Source organism: Nostoc sp. ChiQUE02, assembly GCF_034531305.2.
Taxonomy (GTDB): Bacteria; Cyanobacteriota; Cyanobacteriia; order Cyanobacteriales; family Nostocaceae; genus Nostoc.
Map to the genome: position 1 here is coordinate 1 of NZ_JAVRBN020000020.1, position 14,576 is coordinate 14,576.

General features: G+C 40.9%; 11 protein-coding genes. 4 read left to right on the top strand and 7 right to left on the bottom strand.

The window, feature by feature from the left end:
• Positions 1–340 precede the first annotated feature (340 nt).
• From RM347_RS20370 to RM347_RS20380, 3 genes are all read right to left on the bottom strand, one after another.
• A complete protein-coding gene (locus RM347_RS20370; RefSeq protein WP_322720155.1) occupies positions 341–1,048 on the bottom strand; it encodes a PEP-CTERM sorting domain-containing protein in 708 nt (235 codons plus the stop codon).
• A gap of 577 nt (positions 1,049–1,625) precedes the next feature.
• Complete coding sequence (locus RM347_RS20375; RefSeq protein ID WP_322720156.1) at positions 1,626–3,002, bottom strand: FAD-dependent oxidoreductase; 1,377 nt, start codon at positions 3,000–3,002, stop codon at positions 1,626–1,628.
• A gap of 452 nt (positions 3,003–3,454) precedes the next feature.
• Positions 3,455–3,622 carry a hypothetical protein gene (locus RM347_RS20380; protein ID WP_428850586.1) on the bottom strand — a complete coding sequence of 56 codons (168 nt, stop codon included), beginning with the start codon at positions 3,620–3,622 and terminating at the stop codon, positions 3,455–3,457.
• A 72-nt stretch (positions 3,623–3,694) separates the two neighbouring features.
• Between RM347_RS20380 and polA the strand changes: the two genes are divergently transcribed.
• Both polA and RM347_RS20390 read left to right on the top strand, forming a co-directional pair.
• Positions 3,695–6,637, top strand: a complete 2,943-nt coding sequence (polA, locus tag RM347_RS20385) for a DNA polymerase I (protein ID WP_322720158.1) — start codon at positions 3,695–3,697, stop codon at positions 6,635–6,637.
• A gap of 117 nt (positions 6,638–6,754) precedes the next feature.
• Positions 6,755–7,690: an ABC transporter substrate-binding protein gene (locus tag RM347_RS20390; RefSeq protein WP_322720159.1), complete on the top strand. Its 936-nt coding sequence runs from the start codon at positions 6,755–6,757 to the stop codon at positions 7,688–7,690.
• Between the two features lie 131 nt (positions 7,691–7,821).
• Here RM347_RS20390 and RM347_RS20395 read toward each other — a convergent pair whose 3' ends face one another.
• The 4 genes from RM347_RS20395 to RM347_RS20410 form a co-directional block, all read right to left on the bottom strand.
• The gene (locus RM347_RS20395) at positions 7,822–8,790 is read right to left on the bottom strand and encodes an FTR1 family iron permease (RefSeq protein WP_322720160.1); all 969 of its coding nucleotides are present in this window, start codon (positions 8,788–8,790) and stop codon (positions 7,822–7,824) included.
• A 120-nt stretch (positions 8,791–8,910) separates the two neighbouring features.
• Entirely contained in the window at positions 8,911–9,345 is a 435-nt protein-coding gene (locus RM347_RS20400) for a ferritin-like domain-containing protein (RefSeq protein WP_322720161.1), read from the bottom strand.
• Positions 9,346–9,533: 188 nt separating this feature from the next.
• Positions 9,534–10,571, bottom strand: coding sequence for a helix-hairpin-helix domain-containing protein (locus tag RM347_RS20405; protein ID WP_322720162.1), 1,038 nt, complete (start codon positions 10,569–10,571; stop codon positions 9,534–9,536).
• A 167-nt stretch (positions 10,572–10,738) separates the two neighbouring features.
• Positions 10,739–11,764, bottom strand: coding sequence for a multicopper oxidase domain-containing protein (locus RM347_RS20410; protein ID WP_322720163.1), 1,026 nt, complete (start codon positions 11,762–11,764; stop codon positions 10,739–10,741).
• 710 nt (positions 11,765–12,474) lie between these two features.
• Between RM347_RS20410 and RM347_RS20415 the strand changes: the two genes are divergently transcribed.
• The gene (locus RM347_RS20415) at positions 12,475–12,666 is read left to right on the top strand and encodes a CbtB domain-containing protein (protein ID WP_292740972.1); all 192 of its coding nucleotides are present in this window, start codon (positions 12,475–12,477) and stop codon (positions 12,664–12,666) included.
• A gap of 623 nt (positions 12,667–13,289) precedes the next feature.
• The gene (locus RM347_RS20420; RefSeq protein WP_322720165.1) at positions 13,290–14,459 is read left to right on the top strand and encodes a hypothetical protein; all 1,170 of its coding nucleotides are present in this window, start codon (positions 13,290–13,292) and stop codon (positions 14,457–14,459) included.
• Positions 14,460–14,576: the final 117 nt, after the last annotated feature.

Here is a 14,576-nt window from a genome sequence, read left to right on the forward strand (position 1 = left end):
GTTGCCAGCTTTCGTTGGGAGCCTTCTTGATTATTATATGCGTCAATTACTTTTTGACGGAGGTCAATGGAGTATGCTTTCATGCTAGATGCACTTTGCTGTTGACTTTGTTCATCCTCCCACATTTTGTATTTCACTCAAGCGAGAACCGCTATAATTCACTTTATATCAATAATATTTACGGTAATTACCAAAAATAGTATTTTTTAGATAATAAGAAAAATTCTGACTAATAGTCGCAACAAAAAAACCCGATTCTCGAAAAAATCGGGGATTTTAATTTAAATTAGATAGCCTGACCGATAGATGGGATGGGAAAAATCTACCTATTCAAGAAAGTCTATAAATTGGACACCTTGAGCCAGCTTTTTTTACGTTGTGACAACAGACAAAGCCCAGCAATTAAACCAACTCCAAGTGTGGCAGAGGGTTCAGGTACTGATTTTACATCATCGTAGTCATAAGTTACTTTGATACTTGCTTTGGCATATGTATCAACATAGGATCTGATGTTGCCCGATCCTGTAACTACTGAGTTGGCTAGAGCTGAGAACAAAAAGTCTATGTTGCCATTACCAATGAAAGACTGCAAGAATTGGGGATTAGTGAAAGACTGGGTAGCAGATTGTGTGGCAGTTAAGTTAGAAACAGTCTTTCCAGAGGTGCCACTATAATCAGTGATGTTGTCATATTTAGCAACTTGGTAACTGTAAGCATATTGCGGATTGAACCCCAATAGAGACTGATTATTTAGTTGCAAGCTGAAGTCACTAGTAAGATTTAGTGTCACCTGACTGGAGGTTGGACTCCTGTTTTCAAAACCTGCATTTCCAAGTACGTCCCCAGTAAATTCTATTGTTACACCTTGGAGTGTACCTAGAGATGAGTTAAATTGTTGGACGCTCAGAGGTGCATCAATGATATCTGTGAAATCGTAATTACTGGAACTAGTGTACGAGAGAGAAGCCGCGTTAGCCACTCCAGAAGTTGCAACAATTCCTGCCAAAGTTGTGGCAGCAGCTAGAGTGTTGAATAGTTTTGTTGTCATGAATGGAAGATGCTTTTCTAAAACGAATCATTACGGGATTGCTAACTTATTTCTAACTTTGAAACTTTGCTTATAGACTTGATAAATATACGTAAATTCCTGTAAAGTTTTTATGTTCAAATTCCTTCGATAAATGTACTTTTTATCGATATATATAAAGTTTTGTTAAGCCAAAGAGGCTTGATAGTGGTAGTGATATGTCGAAATATTAAGTTAGTTTTTGTTTGTTCCTGATAATTGAATTCTAGTAAGCAGGTCAATCTAATTAAACATAAAACGTTTAGGAGATAGATCCTCGACTTATGGTAAGAAGTTGGGGATCTGGCTATTCTGGTTATTATATTTATTTATACTCATGTACTTAATTCCTACCAAAAGTTGGTTCTACTTGGCTTCCGTACTAAAGCTGCAAATGCGTAGACATAATACATAAAATTATACATGCACTACATTAGTATCGGGGATAAATGAGCAATCAAATAGAGAACGGTTTTGTAGCCGAGTCAAGAGGATGACTTCCTAGCTTAGGCATCCACTTAATTAATGCCAACTGAAGTTGTGCATCAGTAAAATCTCTTCACATATTCGGACACCCTGGCATGTTATCCCCAAGCAGCAACCGTGCCAGACTGGGTAAAGCTTCACCATAGGTGGGATGGATGTGAACCGATCGCTCTAGCAACTGCCAGGTTGCTCCTGCTTCCATCAGGGATAAAAATACATGCACCAGTTCAGCAGTTTCGTACCCCACCAGGGTTGCTCCCAGGATTTTATCTGTGTCGCTGTCGATCACCATGCGATAAAATCCGAGGTCATGCCCCCACTCGATCGCACGCGCAATTTGGCTCATGGGTAACGTGACAGCACACGCGTTGATGTCTTGTTTCTGAGCCTGTTCTAACGTCATACCCACTCGCCCAACCTGGGGTTCTGTGTAGACCGCATAGCCAAGGATGCGATCGCTCCGTGTCCGGTTTTCTCCACACAAAATTGCTTTTAGGCGGCGATAGTCCTCCCACGACACATGGGTAAAGGCAGGCTGTTTGGCAGCATCCCCGATCGCATAGACTCCAGAACAGGTGGTATGGAACTGGTCATCAATTTTGACAAACCCTCGATCGTCTAGCTCAATTCTGCTGGCGGCTGCATTTAATGCACTTGTATTAGGTTTCCGTCCAATCACAACCAGCAACGCTTCTCCCTGGAGTTGTTCGCCACTGCTCAGGGTCAGGTTAAACACATTATTCTCGTGGGCGACGTGATTCACATTAACTCCAAAGTGGAGCTTAATCCCATCCTGCTTTAATGCTTCTGCTAAGACCTTACTGACATCAGCCTCTTCTCGATCAAGGACGCGATCGCCCCGCACAATTAACTGGGTTTGACTGCCCAAACGCGCTAGTCCTTGTCCCAATTCCAAGCCAATATAGCCACCTCCAATCACCAATAAATGGGCTGGTAAGGTATTCAAGTCAAAGAAGTTGCGGTTGGTCAGGTAGGGAGTTCCTGCAAGTCCGGGAATGTCAGGTATCAGCGCTGACGTACCCGTGTTAATGATTACCAGAGGAGCCTGAAGGATAACATCCCCACCTTTAACCGTCCGTTCACCCACAAAAGAAGCTTCGGTACAAATGACTTTGACACCCGCAGTCTCCAATCGCTTGCGAATCCCCTGATTAAAGCTGCTGCGGATTCCCCGAACTCGCTCCATGACAGCGGGAAAATCCACTTTTACCTCGGTGTGGATGCCTAACTTCTTACCTTGGCGCGCCCGCCCTGCTGTATGAGCCGCTGCTAAGAACGCTTTGGATGGAGTGCAGCCATAGTTGATGCAACTGCCGCCTAAAGCATCCCGCTCAAACAAGACAACCTTACGTCCCTCATTGGCAAAATCAGCCGCCAGTGGAATGCCTCCTTGACCACTGCCGATCACTATGACATCTGCTGTTTCCATTAGCGCTAAACTCCTTGGAGATAGTTTGCTTTCATAACACTCTCACCGAACAAGGTAAAAGTTAAAAGTTAAAAGAAAGAAAAAGAAAACTGTTTAATCACCATTATTTATTTATGGAACGAAGTAAAAACATTTGTTACCAGTCCTTGTAATAGATTTGCGTACCATCGTTAGTCGTGATTGTACTCATGTGGCTCCTATGTAAATTGTGAGCGTTTCGCAATCTGTATCTGGTTTGGACTGTAAAGATAACTGCATCCGCGATCAATAATTGATCGAGCAATTGCTACTTGATAGTTGATACATAACTGATTTCAGCAGTCTTATTTTGATGATCTGATTGCTCGCAAGGGTGGCTTATCGACCTTTCAATCAGTAGTTTTGATCCTTCAATTTTGGTTCAACTTAGATCGCTCAAGTTCTTTAATTTAAGATACCAGTTAACTTAGGACTTAAGACTTACGCACTACGTGACAGCAACTGGTAACGATAAAGGCAGGCAGAGCGATCGCTACAACATCCTCAGTAAGGGCAGCAGGAACTGTACCAATCCGTTCAATTGCGGCTATCCGCACCGCGCGACCCCCCATACGCACCGACCAGTGCACCCACAACACCAAAGAGCGCTCCAACAAGTGCAGAGCATTTGAAATTGCTAACTATGTGACAAAGCTTCTGGCTAAAATAGGGCTATGTCTGAAATCACTTCTGCAACTGCAACACGCCCCACGTTCATCCTCGTAGATGGACACTCCCTGGCCTATCGTTCATACTTTGCTTTCGCCAAAGGGCGAGATGGAGGACTGCGTACTAAAGCAGGCATTCCCACCAGCATATCTTTTGGTTTTGTGAAGTGCCTGCTGGAGGTAATGGCAACACAACAGCCCCAAGCAATGGCGATCGCTTTTGATTTGGGTGAGGCGACTTTTCGTCACGAAGCTGACGATACTTATAAAGCCGATCGCAAAGAAACACCAGAAGACTTCATTCCCGACTTAGCAAACCTGCATGAGTTGCTGAATGGCTTCAATCTCCCAATTTTCACTGCCCCTGGTTTCGAGGCAGATGATGTTTTGGGAACTTTAGCACAACGAGTAACTGCTGCTGGGTATAGGGTGAAGATTCTCACTGGCGATCGCGATTTATTTCAACTAATCGACTCTGACAAAGAAATCACTGTTCTGAATTTTAGTCCAGATGCCCTAAAACGCTCTACAAATAGCATCACTGAATTTGAAGCAGAACAAGTCAAAGAAAAAATGGGCGTTTTACCTTCACAAATTGTTGATTTTAAAGCTCTTTGTGGTGATAAATCGGATAATATTCCTGGGGTTAAGGGAATTGGGGAAAAGACAGCAGTGCAACTGCTAAATACCTATGGTTCCCTCGATCGTATTTATGCTGCGTTAGATGAAATTAAAGGCGCAACTCAGAAAAAACTGGCAACGGGTAAAGAAGATGCTGATAGGTCTCGCTATTTGGCAACTATAGTTCTGGATGTTCCTATAGAATTTGATTTAGAAGATTGCAAATTAAAAGGGTTTGATACAAGCGTCTTATCACCGATTTTAGAAAAGTTAGAATTCAAGTCTTTTTTAGGCAAGATAAACGACCTTCAGCAACGTTTTGGGGGCAAAGTTGCAGAAAAGCAAGAAGCCAAAACAGACGCAATTACTCCCAATTTTACTAACTCAGAATTCAGCGCTGATGAAGATAATGATTTATGGTTTTTCAGTGCTAGTGATACAGCAGCAGTTCCACAACAATCTACTTCCCCAATTACACCACGCATCATCAATACCGAAGCAAAACTGACTGAGTTAGTGAAACTTTTGCAAAAATTCACTAACCCAGAGACACCCGTTGCTTGGGATACTGAAACCACCGATTTAGAACCAAGAGATGCTGAGTTAGTAGGAATTGGGTGCTGTTGGGGAACGAAACCAGATGAGGTAGCCTATATTCCTGTGGGGCATAAAACTGGGGAAAATTTGAATAAAGATTTGGTGCTAGAAGCATTACGCCCACTTCTCGAAAGTGCTGATTATCCCAAAGCTTTACAAAATGCCAAATTTGACCGTTTAGTTCTAAAGTGTCAAGGAATTAATTTGGCGGGAGTGGTGTTTGATCCCATGCTGGCAAGTTACATTCTCAATCCAGATTCTAGTCATAATTTGATGGATTTGGCACAGCGATATTTGGGATTGATCGCAAAAAGTTACTTAGATTTAGTTCCTAAAGGTAAAACCATCGCTGATATAGATATTCCCGCCGTAGCAGATTACTGCGGTATGGATGCTTATTCTACCTTTGGTTTAGTGGCGAAATTGCGTGAGGATCTGGATAAAATTCCAGCTTTATCTAAGCTATTAGTGGAAGTGGAACAGCCGCTAGAAGCAGTTTTAGCTCAAATGGAATATACAGGCGTTCGCATCAATTCAGCTTATTTACAAGAACTTTCACAGCATTTAGAAACTGAGTTAGCCAGGTTAAAAGAGGAAGCAACTAAAATAGCTGGGGAAAATTTTAACTTGGGTTCTCCTAAGCAATTGAGCCAAATTTTGTTTGAAAAGCTGGGGTTAAGCACCAAACATTCTCGTAAAATCCAAACGGGCTACTCTACAGACGCAGCAACACTAGAAAAACTCCAAGAAGATGATAACACTGGATTTGTTGAAGCGATTATTGAGTATCGCACCCTATCTAAATTAAAGTCTACTTATGTTGATGCATTGCCAGCATTGGTGCGTCCAGATACTCAGCGGGTGCATACTGATTTTAACCAAGCAGCTACATCAACTGGTAGGTTATCTTCTTCTAATCCGAATTTGCAAAATATCCCCATTCGTACAGCTTTTAGTCGTCAAATTCGTAAGGCGTTTTTGCCTGAAGCTGGTTGGTTAATGGTGGCTGCTGATTACTCACAAATTGAATTGCGGATTTTGGCTCATTTAAGTCAAGAGCCGATATTAGTGCAAGCATATCAACAAAATGAAGATGTTCACACTGTTACGGCGCGGTTAGTATTTGAAAAAGAAAATATAACCTCGGAAGAACGAGGAATAGCAAAAACTATCAATTTTGGCGTGATTTATGGCATGGGTTCTCTAAGGTTTTCGCGCTCAACTGGGATAGATAAGTCCATTGCCAACGAGTTTATTAAGCGGTTTAATGAACGATATCCGAAAGTATTTGCATATTTGGAGCGAGTGAAAAAAGAAGCGATCGCTCTTGGTTATGTAGAAACTATTTTCGGTCGCCGTCGTTACTTTGACTTTACTAATAATAGTTTACGCAAATTAAAAGGCAGTAACCCAGAAGATATTGATCTGAGTAAATTAAAAAATCTGGGTGCTTATGATGCAGGTTTACTACGCTCCGCTGCTAATGCACCAATTCAAGGTTCCAACGCTGATATTATCAAAATTGCAATGGTGAGATTGCATGAGGTTTTGAAGAACTATCAGGCGCGTTTGTTGTTGCAAGTTCACGATGAATTAGTGTTTGAAATTCCCCCTCATGAGTGGGAAGAATTACAACTGCAAATTAAGTCGGTGATGGAAAATGCAGTCCAGTTGAGTGTGCCGTTACTAGTGGATGCACGTGTCGGTGAAAATTGGATGGAGACCAAATAAGTTGAACTGGGGATTGGAAGAATTACATTAGTATGGGCGTACATCTGTTTTCGTAATTACAACAGCCCTACTCCATATCGATCTTATACCATTCTTACCCCCAGAAGGAATTTTAATATGTATCGTCGTTGGCTCTTATCTACTTTAGCAATTTTGTTGAGTATAGTTTTAGTTGCTTGCACCACTGCAAATACTCAGCAGCCACAAACACAAGTGGAAAATACCACTGAGGCGACTAACGCGAACTCTCAGCAATTACCAAAAGGATCAGCAAAAAGAGTGGTTGCTCTTTCTTCTCTATCGGCTGATATTATCTCTCGACTCGATCAAACAAAAGTTGTTGGAATCACTGGTAGTAAATTATTTAAGAATGACTCAAGATTCAAGGATATTCCCCGCGTTAGCGAAGGTCAAAATCCACCAAATTTAGAGAAAGTTGTAGCACTCAAACCAGATTTAGTTATTGGTGCTGAAGGTTTTTCTAACATCCCAATTCAAAAACTTCAGCAGCTAGGAATTTCAACTTTGCTGACTAAGGTGAATAACTGGGAATCTTTAGAAGAACTTACGAAAACACTGGCTCAGTCAATTAATGCTGATCCTCAACCTTTGTTAAATCGTTACAAAACTTTCTTGCCAGATAAACCAACTCAGAGTCCTTCTACTCTAGCGCTGGTTAGTCGTCAACCAATTTTAGCGCCAAATAAAAACAGTTGGGCAGGGGATTTGCTGGCGAAATTCCAAGCGAAAAATATAGCAGCAGATTTACAAGGAAAAAGTCCAATTGGTGGCTATGTGACGCTTTCGGCTGAGAAAGTTTTAGAAGCAAATCCGGAGGTGATAATTTTAGTTAATCCTCCACAAGGAAATTCGGAAGTGGCGCTTTTAGATTCGTTGAAAAAGGAAGCTTTTTGGCAACAACTGCAAGCAACTAAAAATAACCGAGTCTATGTGTTTGATTATTTTGGTCTAGTGAATCCAGGTAGTATAGATGCAATTGAAAAGGCTTGTCAGCAGCTTAAGCAAGCGTTGTTCGTACCACAGGGCACTTAGCTGAATAAATATAAATTAAAATCTTGTTTTTAGGTTCTATCTTGATGATGAATAGGGGAGGCAGAACCTCCCAATAGGCATTCCCAGTCATTGACTGGGAACGAGGCAAAAATCTAAAGTTGACTGTGCTTTTAATCTTTTGCAGAACTAATTGGTTTTTGAGGAAAGCGGACATTCTTTTTACCTTCAGGAGAAGAACTTCCAAGGCTGCGGAAATACAGTCCTCCAATGGTGAGTAAAAATGTCATATATCCCACTGCTTGCACAAGATAGAGATTGTCTCTGTAACCAAATAAAGATTTGAGAATAATCCCAGGAAACTGCTCGTCAGGCAAGATTGTGGAAGTATTGGAAACCATTGGCCCCAAAATACAGGAGTGGACTTTTGTAAAACGTTCGTAATATAAACAAAGGCTTTCTGTCGCACGACTGCTAAGGGCAAGATTAGCCACAGCTTCGTCAAAGTGTTTCAAGGCTGAAACTACCAATCCAGCCACAATCAACACTAATAAAATGCCCATTACCTGGAAAAACTGGCGGATGTTAATTTTGACACCCCATTTAAATAGCATTACCCCAATGGCAGATGCCGCTACTAAACCAGCAATAGCGCCCAATGCTGGCATTAATCCCTGTTGAAAATTAGCTGCAACGAACAGAACAGTTTCAAAGCCTTCGCGGACAACGGCAATCAAAATTAAAGTAAAGACACCCCAGCCAGCATTTGAGTTTTGTGTCAGTGCTTCTGTTACTGCTCCCTCAACTGTAGCTTTCATGAATCTGGCTTGTTTAGTCATCCAGATTAGCATCCAACTGAGCATTGCGATCGCTAATACACTAAACACACCTTCTAGCGCTGGCTCAACTACCGTGGTGTATTGAGGATTCGCCGCTCCCAGTACTTGAATTACCCAACTGAATAACACACCTATTAAGGCACTGACGACAATGCCAACACCGACACCAGCATATACCCATGAATTGAGTCGGGATTGTTTAGCTTTTTTTAGCAAAGCTAGCACAATGCCAACAACAAGAGCAGCTTCCACTCCTTCTCGGAGTGTTATTACAAAAGTAGGTAGAGCAGTACTAAAATTCATCTTTTGTCCTTTGTCTTTTGTCCTTAGTCATTAGTCCTTTGTAATTAGTCCTTTGTCATCTGTCCTTTTAATTTGTTTTTGACTAATGACCAATGACTAAGGACTAATGACTAATGACTATTAACTAAAATCGCGTAGCATCTTTTTCAGTTCGAGATTATGCATCTCTTCTTGCCCAATCATACCGCGAGCGAATTCTTCAAGGTATATGCTGGCATTGGTGACAGTATCGAGCAATTTTTTATACAGTTCCAATGCCTTCTTTTCATGGGATAAGCTTTCTTCCAAGATATCCTTGACTTTATGCTGGTAGGTTTCTTCCATTGGGGCGATTTTCAGGGAAGGATGCCCATCTAAACCGGTGAGAATTTCTCCCACTTGTTCGGCATGAAGTAAAGATTCACTTGCCTGTGCTTTGAAAAAAGCCACAATTGGAATACGGTTAGGGCCAGTGACCATCAAAGAATAATGTGTATAGCGCACTACCCCTGCTAGTTCAAATTCCATGATGGCGTTCAGCAGGTCAATGGTCTTTTTCTGGTCAAGTTCTTGCATCAGTTGTTAGTTCAAGTAACGAATGGAGTGTAATTTAGTTAGGAGTTAGAAGTGAGAAGTTGGAAGTTAGTAGATCGCGATTCATAACTCATAATTCATAACTCCTAACTCTTGTATAGACGCGGTTAATCGCGTCTCTCCTAACTATTTTAAACTCCTTGCCATATACTTCCCATTAAATCAAAGTGTTATCGTTGTGCTTGAGTATTGGATTTGTCAACCACTTTTTGAGAGTTTTCCTCAATGGTTTTCACCAGCTTGGTAACATCATTAGGAGTTTTGACTGCTTTTGCTGGTGGGATAGCGGCGGGCCAAACTTTTATTAGTTCAGCGAAACTAGCATCGATCGCTTTGTGTGCTTCGGGATCTGCTTGAGCTACTTGACTAGAAATTCCTTTGTATAAATCATTGGCGTAAATGACAAAACCACGGGAATCTTGATACTCAATTGGCGCGGTTACTTTACCATCTGCGATCGCTGCGCCATATTCGGAGTTAGCTGAATCTAGCAATTCGTTAACTACCTGGAGCACAAATCCTGGCTTTGAACGTTGATCTGCTGGCAAAGCTGCGATCGCTCCATCAACCGCTTGCACTGAAGAAGTAAAATTAGTTTTAACTTTGCTATCCTTCGGACTAGATTTCACTAAATCTTGCAAACTCACCAATGTTGTTTTAAATTCTTTGACTTTGCGCTCATTCAATTGTTCTTCTACGTCAACGTAAATCTCCTCAACTGGATGTCCAATATGAGGTTCTGCTTGTTTTGGCTGATTTTGATCCAGAAGTTCTCGTGCTACCAAAAGATGCCCTTTCATTAAGCCTAATTTAGACATATAGTCAACATCTTTTGCCTCACCTGTGAGTACCACTTCTTGAACACCAACCTGGTCTTTAATTTGGTCGAACTGTTCTTGAGTAATTACTTTTTTAGTAACTAAATCTTCTGGGCTACCATAAGGACGAGCTGCCTGGATTTTGTTCGATAAAGCCGGAACACCTAGTTTTGCTTCAAACTTATCCAATTCTGACAATATAGCAGTGTTAATGTTAATTTTTTCTTTGCCACCGTGACCACTGTGACTGTTATTACTTGCTGCCTCTGTAGCTTGAGGGGTAGCAACTGGTGCTGATGGATTTTCTGCGGTTGGTGTACCGCTACAGGAACTCAAGGTAACTATTAAGGCTGCTGCTGCTGTTAAACAGATATAACGAAGTTTTATCATCTTTGCTCCTCGCACAACTAAAAAAGGTATTAATTGAAACATTGCAAACTATTACTAAAAGCTAGTTTGTTTGACACGTTGTCATAGATTTTACTGTCGCATATAATGATATTTTTTATCAACTACTTATCTAAAACTTTATTACAAATTACTAATAATATTATTTGTTAGGAATTTTTCATAGGATTTTGAGAGTTACTCTCAGCAAGTACTTCAAATTGACCCATGCAACCATTTTCTGCGATCGCATCCTGATGGGGATGGAACATATACTTACCTGGGTAGCGAAAAGAAAATTCTAAGATGTGCCTTTCTGCTACACCCATCGTCAGCACATCTGTTTTCTCGCTAGCAGTCATACTCATGCCATAGCGATAGACATCAAAGAAGTTGGCGTGGAGGTGAAACGTCACTGCCGGATCGTATTCAATGATGTTGAGAACATACAGCCGAATCAACTGATCTTTGTAAATGCGAATCGGATGATGCATGTAATGGTGGGGTAGACCGTTGAAGGCGTAATAATCGTTATGGCTATCATCATTCACGTCATATCCACCCATCACTAATACAATCTCATCAGCCGGGGGACGGGGAGTAGGTGGATCGATGATAAACATTCCGTACAGTCCCTTGGCGATGTGACGGGTGACTGGTTCAATATGGCAATGGTATAAGTGAACGCCATAAGGTTCAGCATCAAATTCATAAATTGTGGCACTACCATTGCTGATTGGGCGAACACCATCCATTTCCGCCGGATGAACGCCATGAAAATGCAAAGAGTGAGAATGTCCCGCATTGTTGAGAAATAGTACCCGAATGCGATCGCCTTGTTTTGCCCGTAACGTTGGCCCTGGTATGCGACCGTTTAAATCCCAAATGTTGTAAGAGACAGCACTATTGAGCTTAATGATGGAAGTACCCGCTGTTAACTGAAATTCTCGGATAGTCCGCCCATTTTCTTGCTTCACCGTCCCATAATCAAAATCCCTTAACATCTTCATCGGGTTAGTAACGTCGTTGGGTGCTTCCATTTCGAGTGGTGGCACTTTGACTATTGACTGACTTTGTAGATTTAGCATCTGCCAAAGTCCAGCTGCACCAGTTACTCCAGCACCTGCTAGGCCCAGCTTCAGTAATTGACGGCGGCTCCAGGGTTTTCCGTTACCCAGAGCGAAGTTGTTGGGCATGACATTTAATTACGGTTAGCACCAAAAAAGAATTGCAAAAGATTTTCAATTGCTTTTAAATATTAGAGGAATTAATAATTATTGTCAATAATTTTCCAGTGCTTTAAAACTTTTACTGAAGTTATTCAATCTAGAACAACCGAGAATCAGTCTCTAAAAACTCCAGCCAAATTTCCTTAATTCTAACGGTATTATTACGCTCGTTTATGTATAAATGATATTCAGAGAAAACTAACTGTTTTATACCTGTTCTTGATATGTTTATTGCTTTAGTAGTACTTGGAGTATAAACAGTGAGTATAATAGCATCTTGGATATGGACACAAGCAAATAACTGTCGGTAATCTGTGGTGTATTTAATTTGGTTAGAGATAGCATAAATCCCATATCAAGGAAATTTGGATGCTTGGCAACATAACCATTTTTAATTGTTTATTTTTATCTGTTATCTTCGTGTTATCAGGTTTGAAAATGCCATCGCTCAAAACCATGTGTCATTCTTTTGTTATTTGTATGGACTTTATGTGTAGATTTCTGCATCGTGATGAACTGATGTTCAAAGGATAGTATAGTATTCACTAAAGCCGAGTTACATAATACATTTGATACACACTTGTCAAACACAAAGTAGATCGTATATCTTTTTGCAATCAACCGGCATCATGCCTTTTGATTGATGAATTACCCAAAATTATTATAGGAGGTCAAAAATGACTACTTTTTCTCATATTTCACTATTGCAGAAGACCGCAGGTATTACCTTATCAAAACCTGTACAGGTAACGCTTTATATGCTGTTATCTTCTTTAGTTATCTGGACTGTTTTGTTCTCCACTTATCCTGCGGTTCATAACACAGCACACTCAGCACGTCACCACACCTTAGGCGTTGCATGTCACTAAATTATCAGAATCCCAAAATTTTTTAGGTGCATGAAGCTTTGCTAGGTCAAATAACAAAGTTACTACGCTAAAATAGTGCGGATTTCGCGCCAGTGTTTTTGCTTGGAAATAACTTTTAGGTTTTGTAGAGATGGGCAACAAACCATCTCTACATCACCTTAAATTGATTAAAGATAATGTCTGAGTTATGACTAATTCTTTGACTGGTATTCTTGTACTTAGTAATAATAACCTCTAAGGCTTATGTGCTGTACAAATTGGCTGTTATGTGCATAAGGATTGGTTCAGAAAACAAGTCCGTTGGTTCAGAACACAAGTCTGTTGGTTCAGAACACAAGTCCGTTGATTCAGAACACAAGTCTGTTGGTTCAGAACACAAGTCTGTTGATTTAGAACACAAAACCTACGCAGTATTGAAATCCGTAGCGATGCCTGTGCCCGCCGTACTCCAGAGGAGAAGCAAGCTACGTAGATCAAGTGCGTTAGCGCTTCGCACTATCTCCTATAGAATTTGGATGAAAATATTGCTAGCTATAAACACTACATTATAGTAACTTTCATCTACTGCTATTAAGGTTTAAGTTGCAGAGAGTACATCAGTTTCACATTTACCAGAAGTTTTTATGAAAAAATATCGACTGTTTGGAGTTATCAGCGCTGTTTGCATTGCTTTGTCAATTCTTTATTCTTTTGTGGGTAGTTCCCAAACTCCTAAATCCAGAGTGCTACTCTCCACCAACCCACCTTTAGAACGTATTCTCCCTTTTGAAGCAGAGGCAGAAAAACCACAATCTCCCGTTAAGCTGACGTTACAAGCTATTGATGCTGCGGGTAAATCTTTAGCAAATACCAAAATTAGTTTACAAATTCTGACACCACCGCGTAATCCTTGGTTAACAACAGATTTTCCCATTGTCGAGGGAACAAAATTGCTGCAAATGAATGCCACAGCACCTGATGGTAAGCTAGAAATTCAGCAGATGTTACCCATCCGTGGTAATTATCAACTGCAAGTGAATGTGTCACCTTTGGTAGCAAATGCCTTTGCTCCATATCAGCAAACCTTAAATCTGAATGTCCGAGAAAATCCAATAAAATATAAATATTTTGCTGCGATCGCAGCTATTTTACTGTCACTTGGATTGTTGGGTGGTTGGGTTATTGGCGGACAAGAAGAACTACAACAAGGAGAAATTGCACCACAGTCAGTCCGCCTTTTATTAAGTGCATTGACAGTAGTGGCTATAGTAACACTATTAGTTATCAACATTAGTGCAGAAGTGGCAGAAGCTCATGGTAGTGAACACCACTCAAGTACTACCGAAGCAATCGCACCATCATCTCAAAAATCTCAGGGATTGGAAATTAGTCTTGATGGAGATAAAAACGCGACTGTAGGAAAACTTGCAAATTTAGCGCTACAGGTAAAAGATAGTGCAACCGGACAACCTATCAAAGATGTAGCATTGCAGGTGAAAGCGATCGCCACAGAACATAATTTAACAGTCTTTGACTACAAGGGTATTCCCGACGAACAAGGTAAGTTAATATGGCAGGAACAATTTTTTGATGGTTCACCCCACAAAATCGAGGTGGAAGCAACTCCTCTAACAGGATCTAGCCGTCAATTTCCACCAGTGAAGGTAGCACAAGAAGTTGAAGTTGAAGCGATCGCACCACCAATTTATATCCGATTGATTGGTTTATTCTACTTTACAGCCTTTGTCGGTATTGGCATGGCGGTTGGTTTGTTAATACAGCACCGACGAACACCACAAGCAAGGGAAAATTAGTAAGTAGGTAAGAATAAATAAACCAGGAGCCAGAATACAGAATTAACGCAGTCTGCAACTTTCTCTCAAACCTAACCCCCAACCCCCTCCCTTGTAGGGAAGGGGAGTAAGACTTAG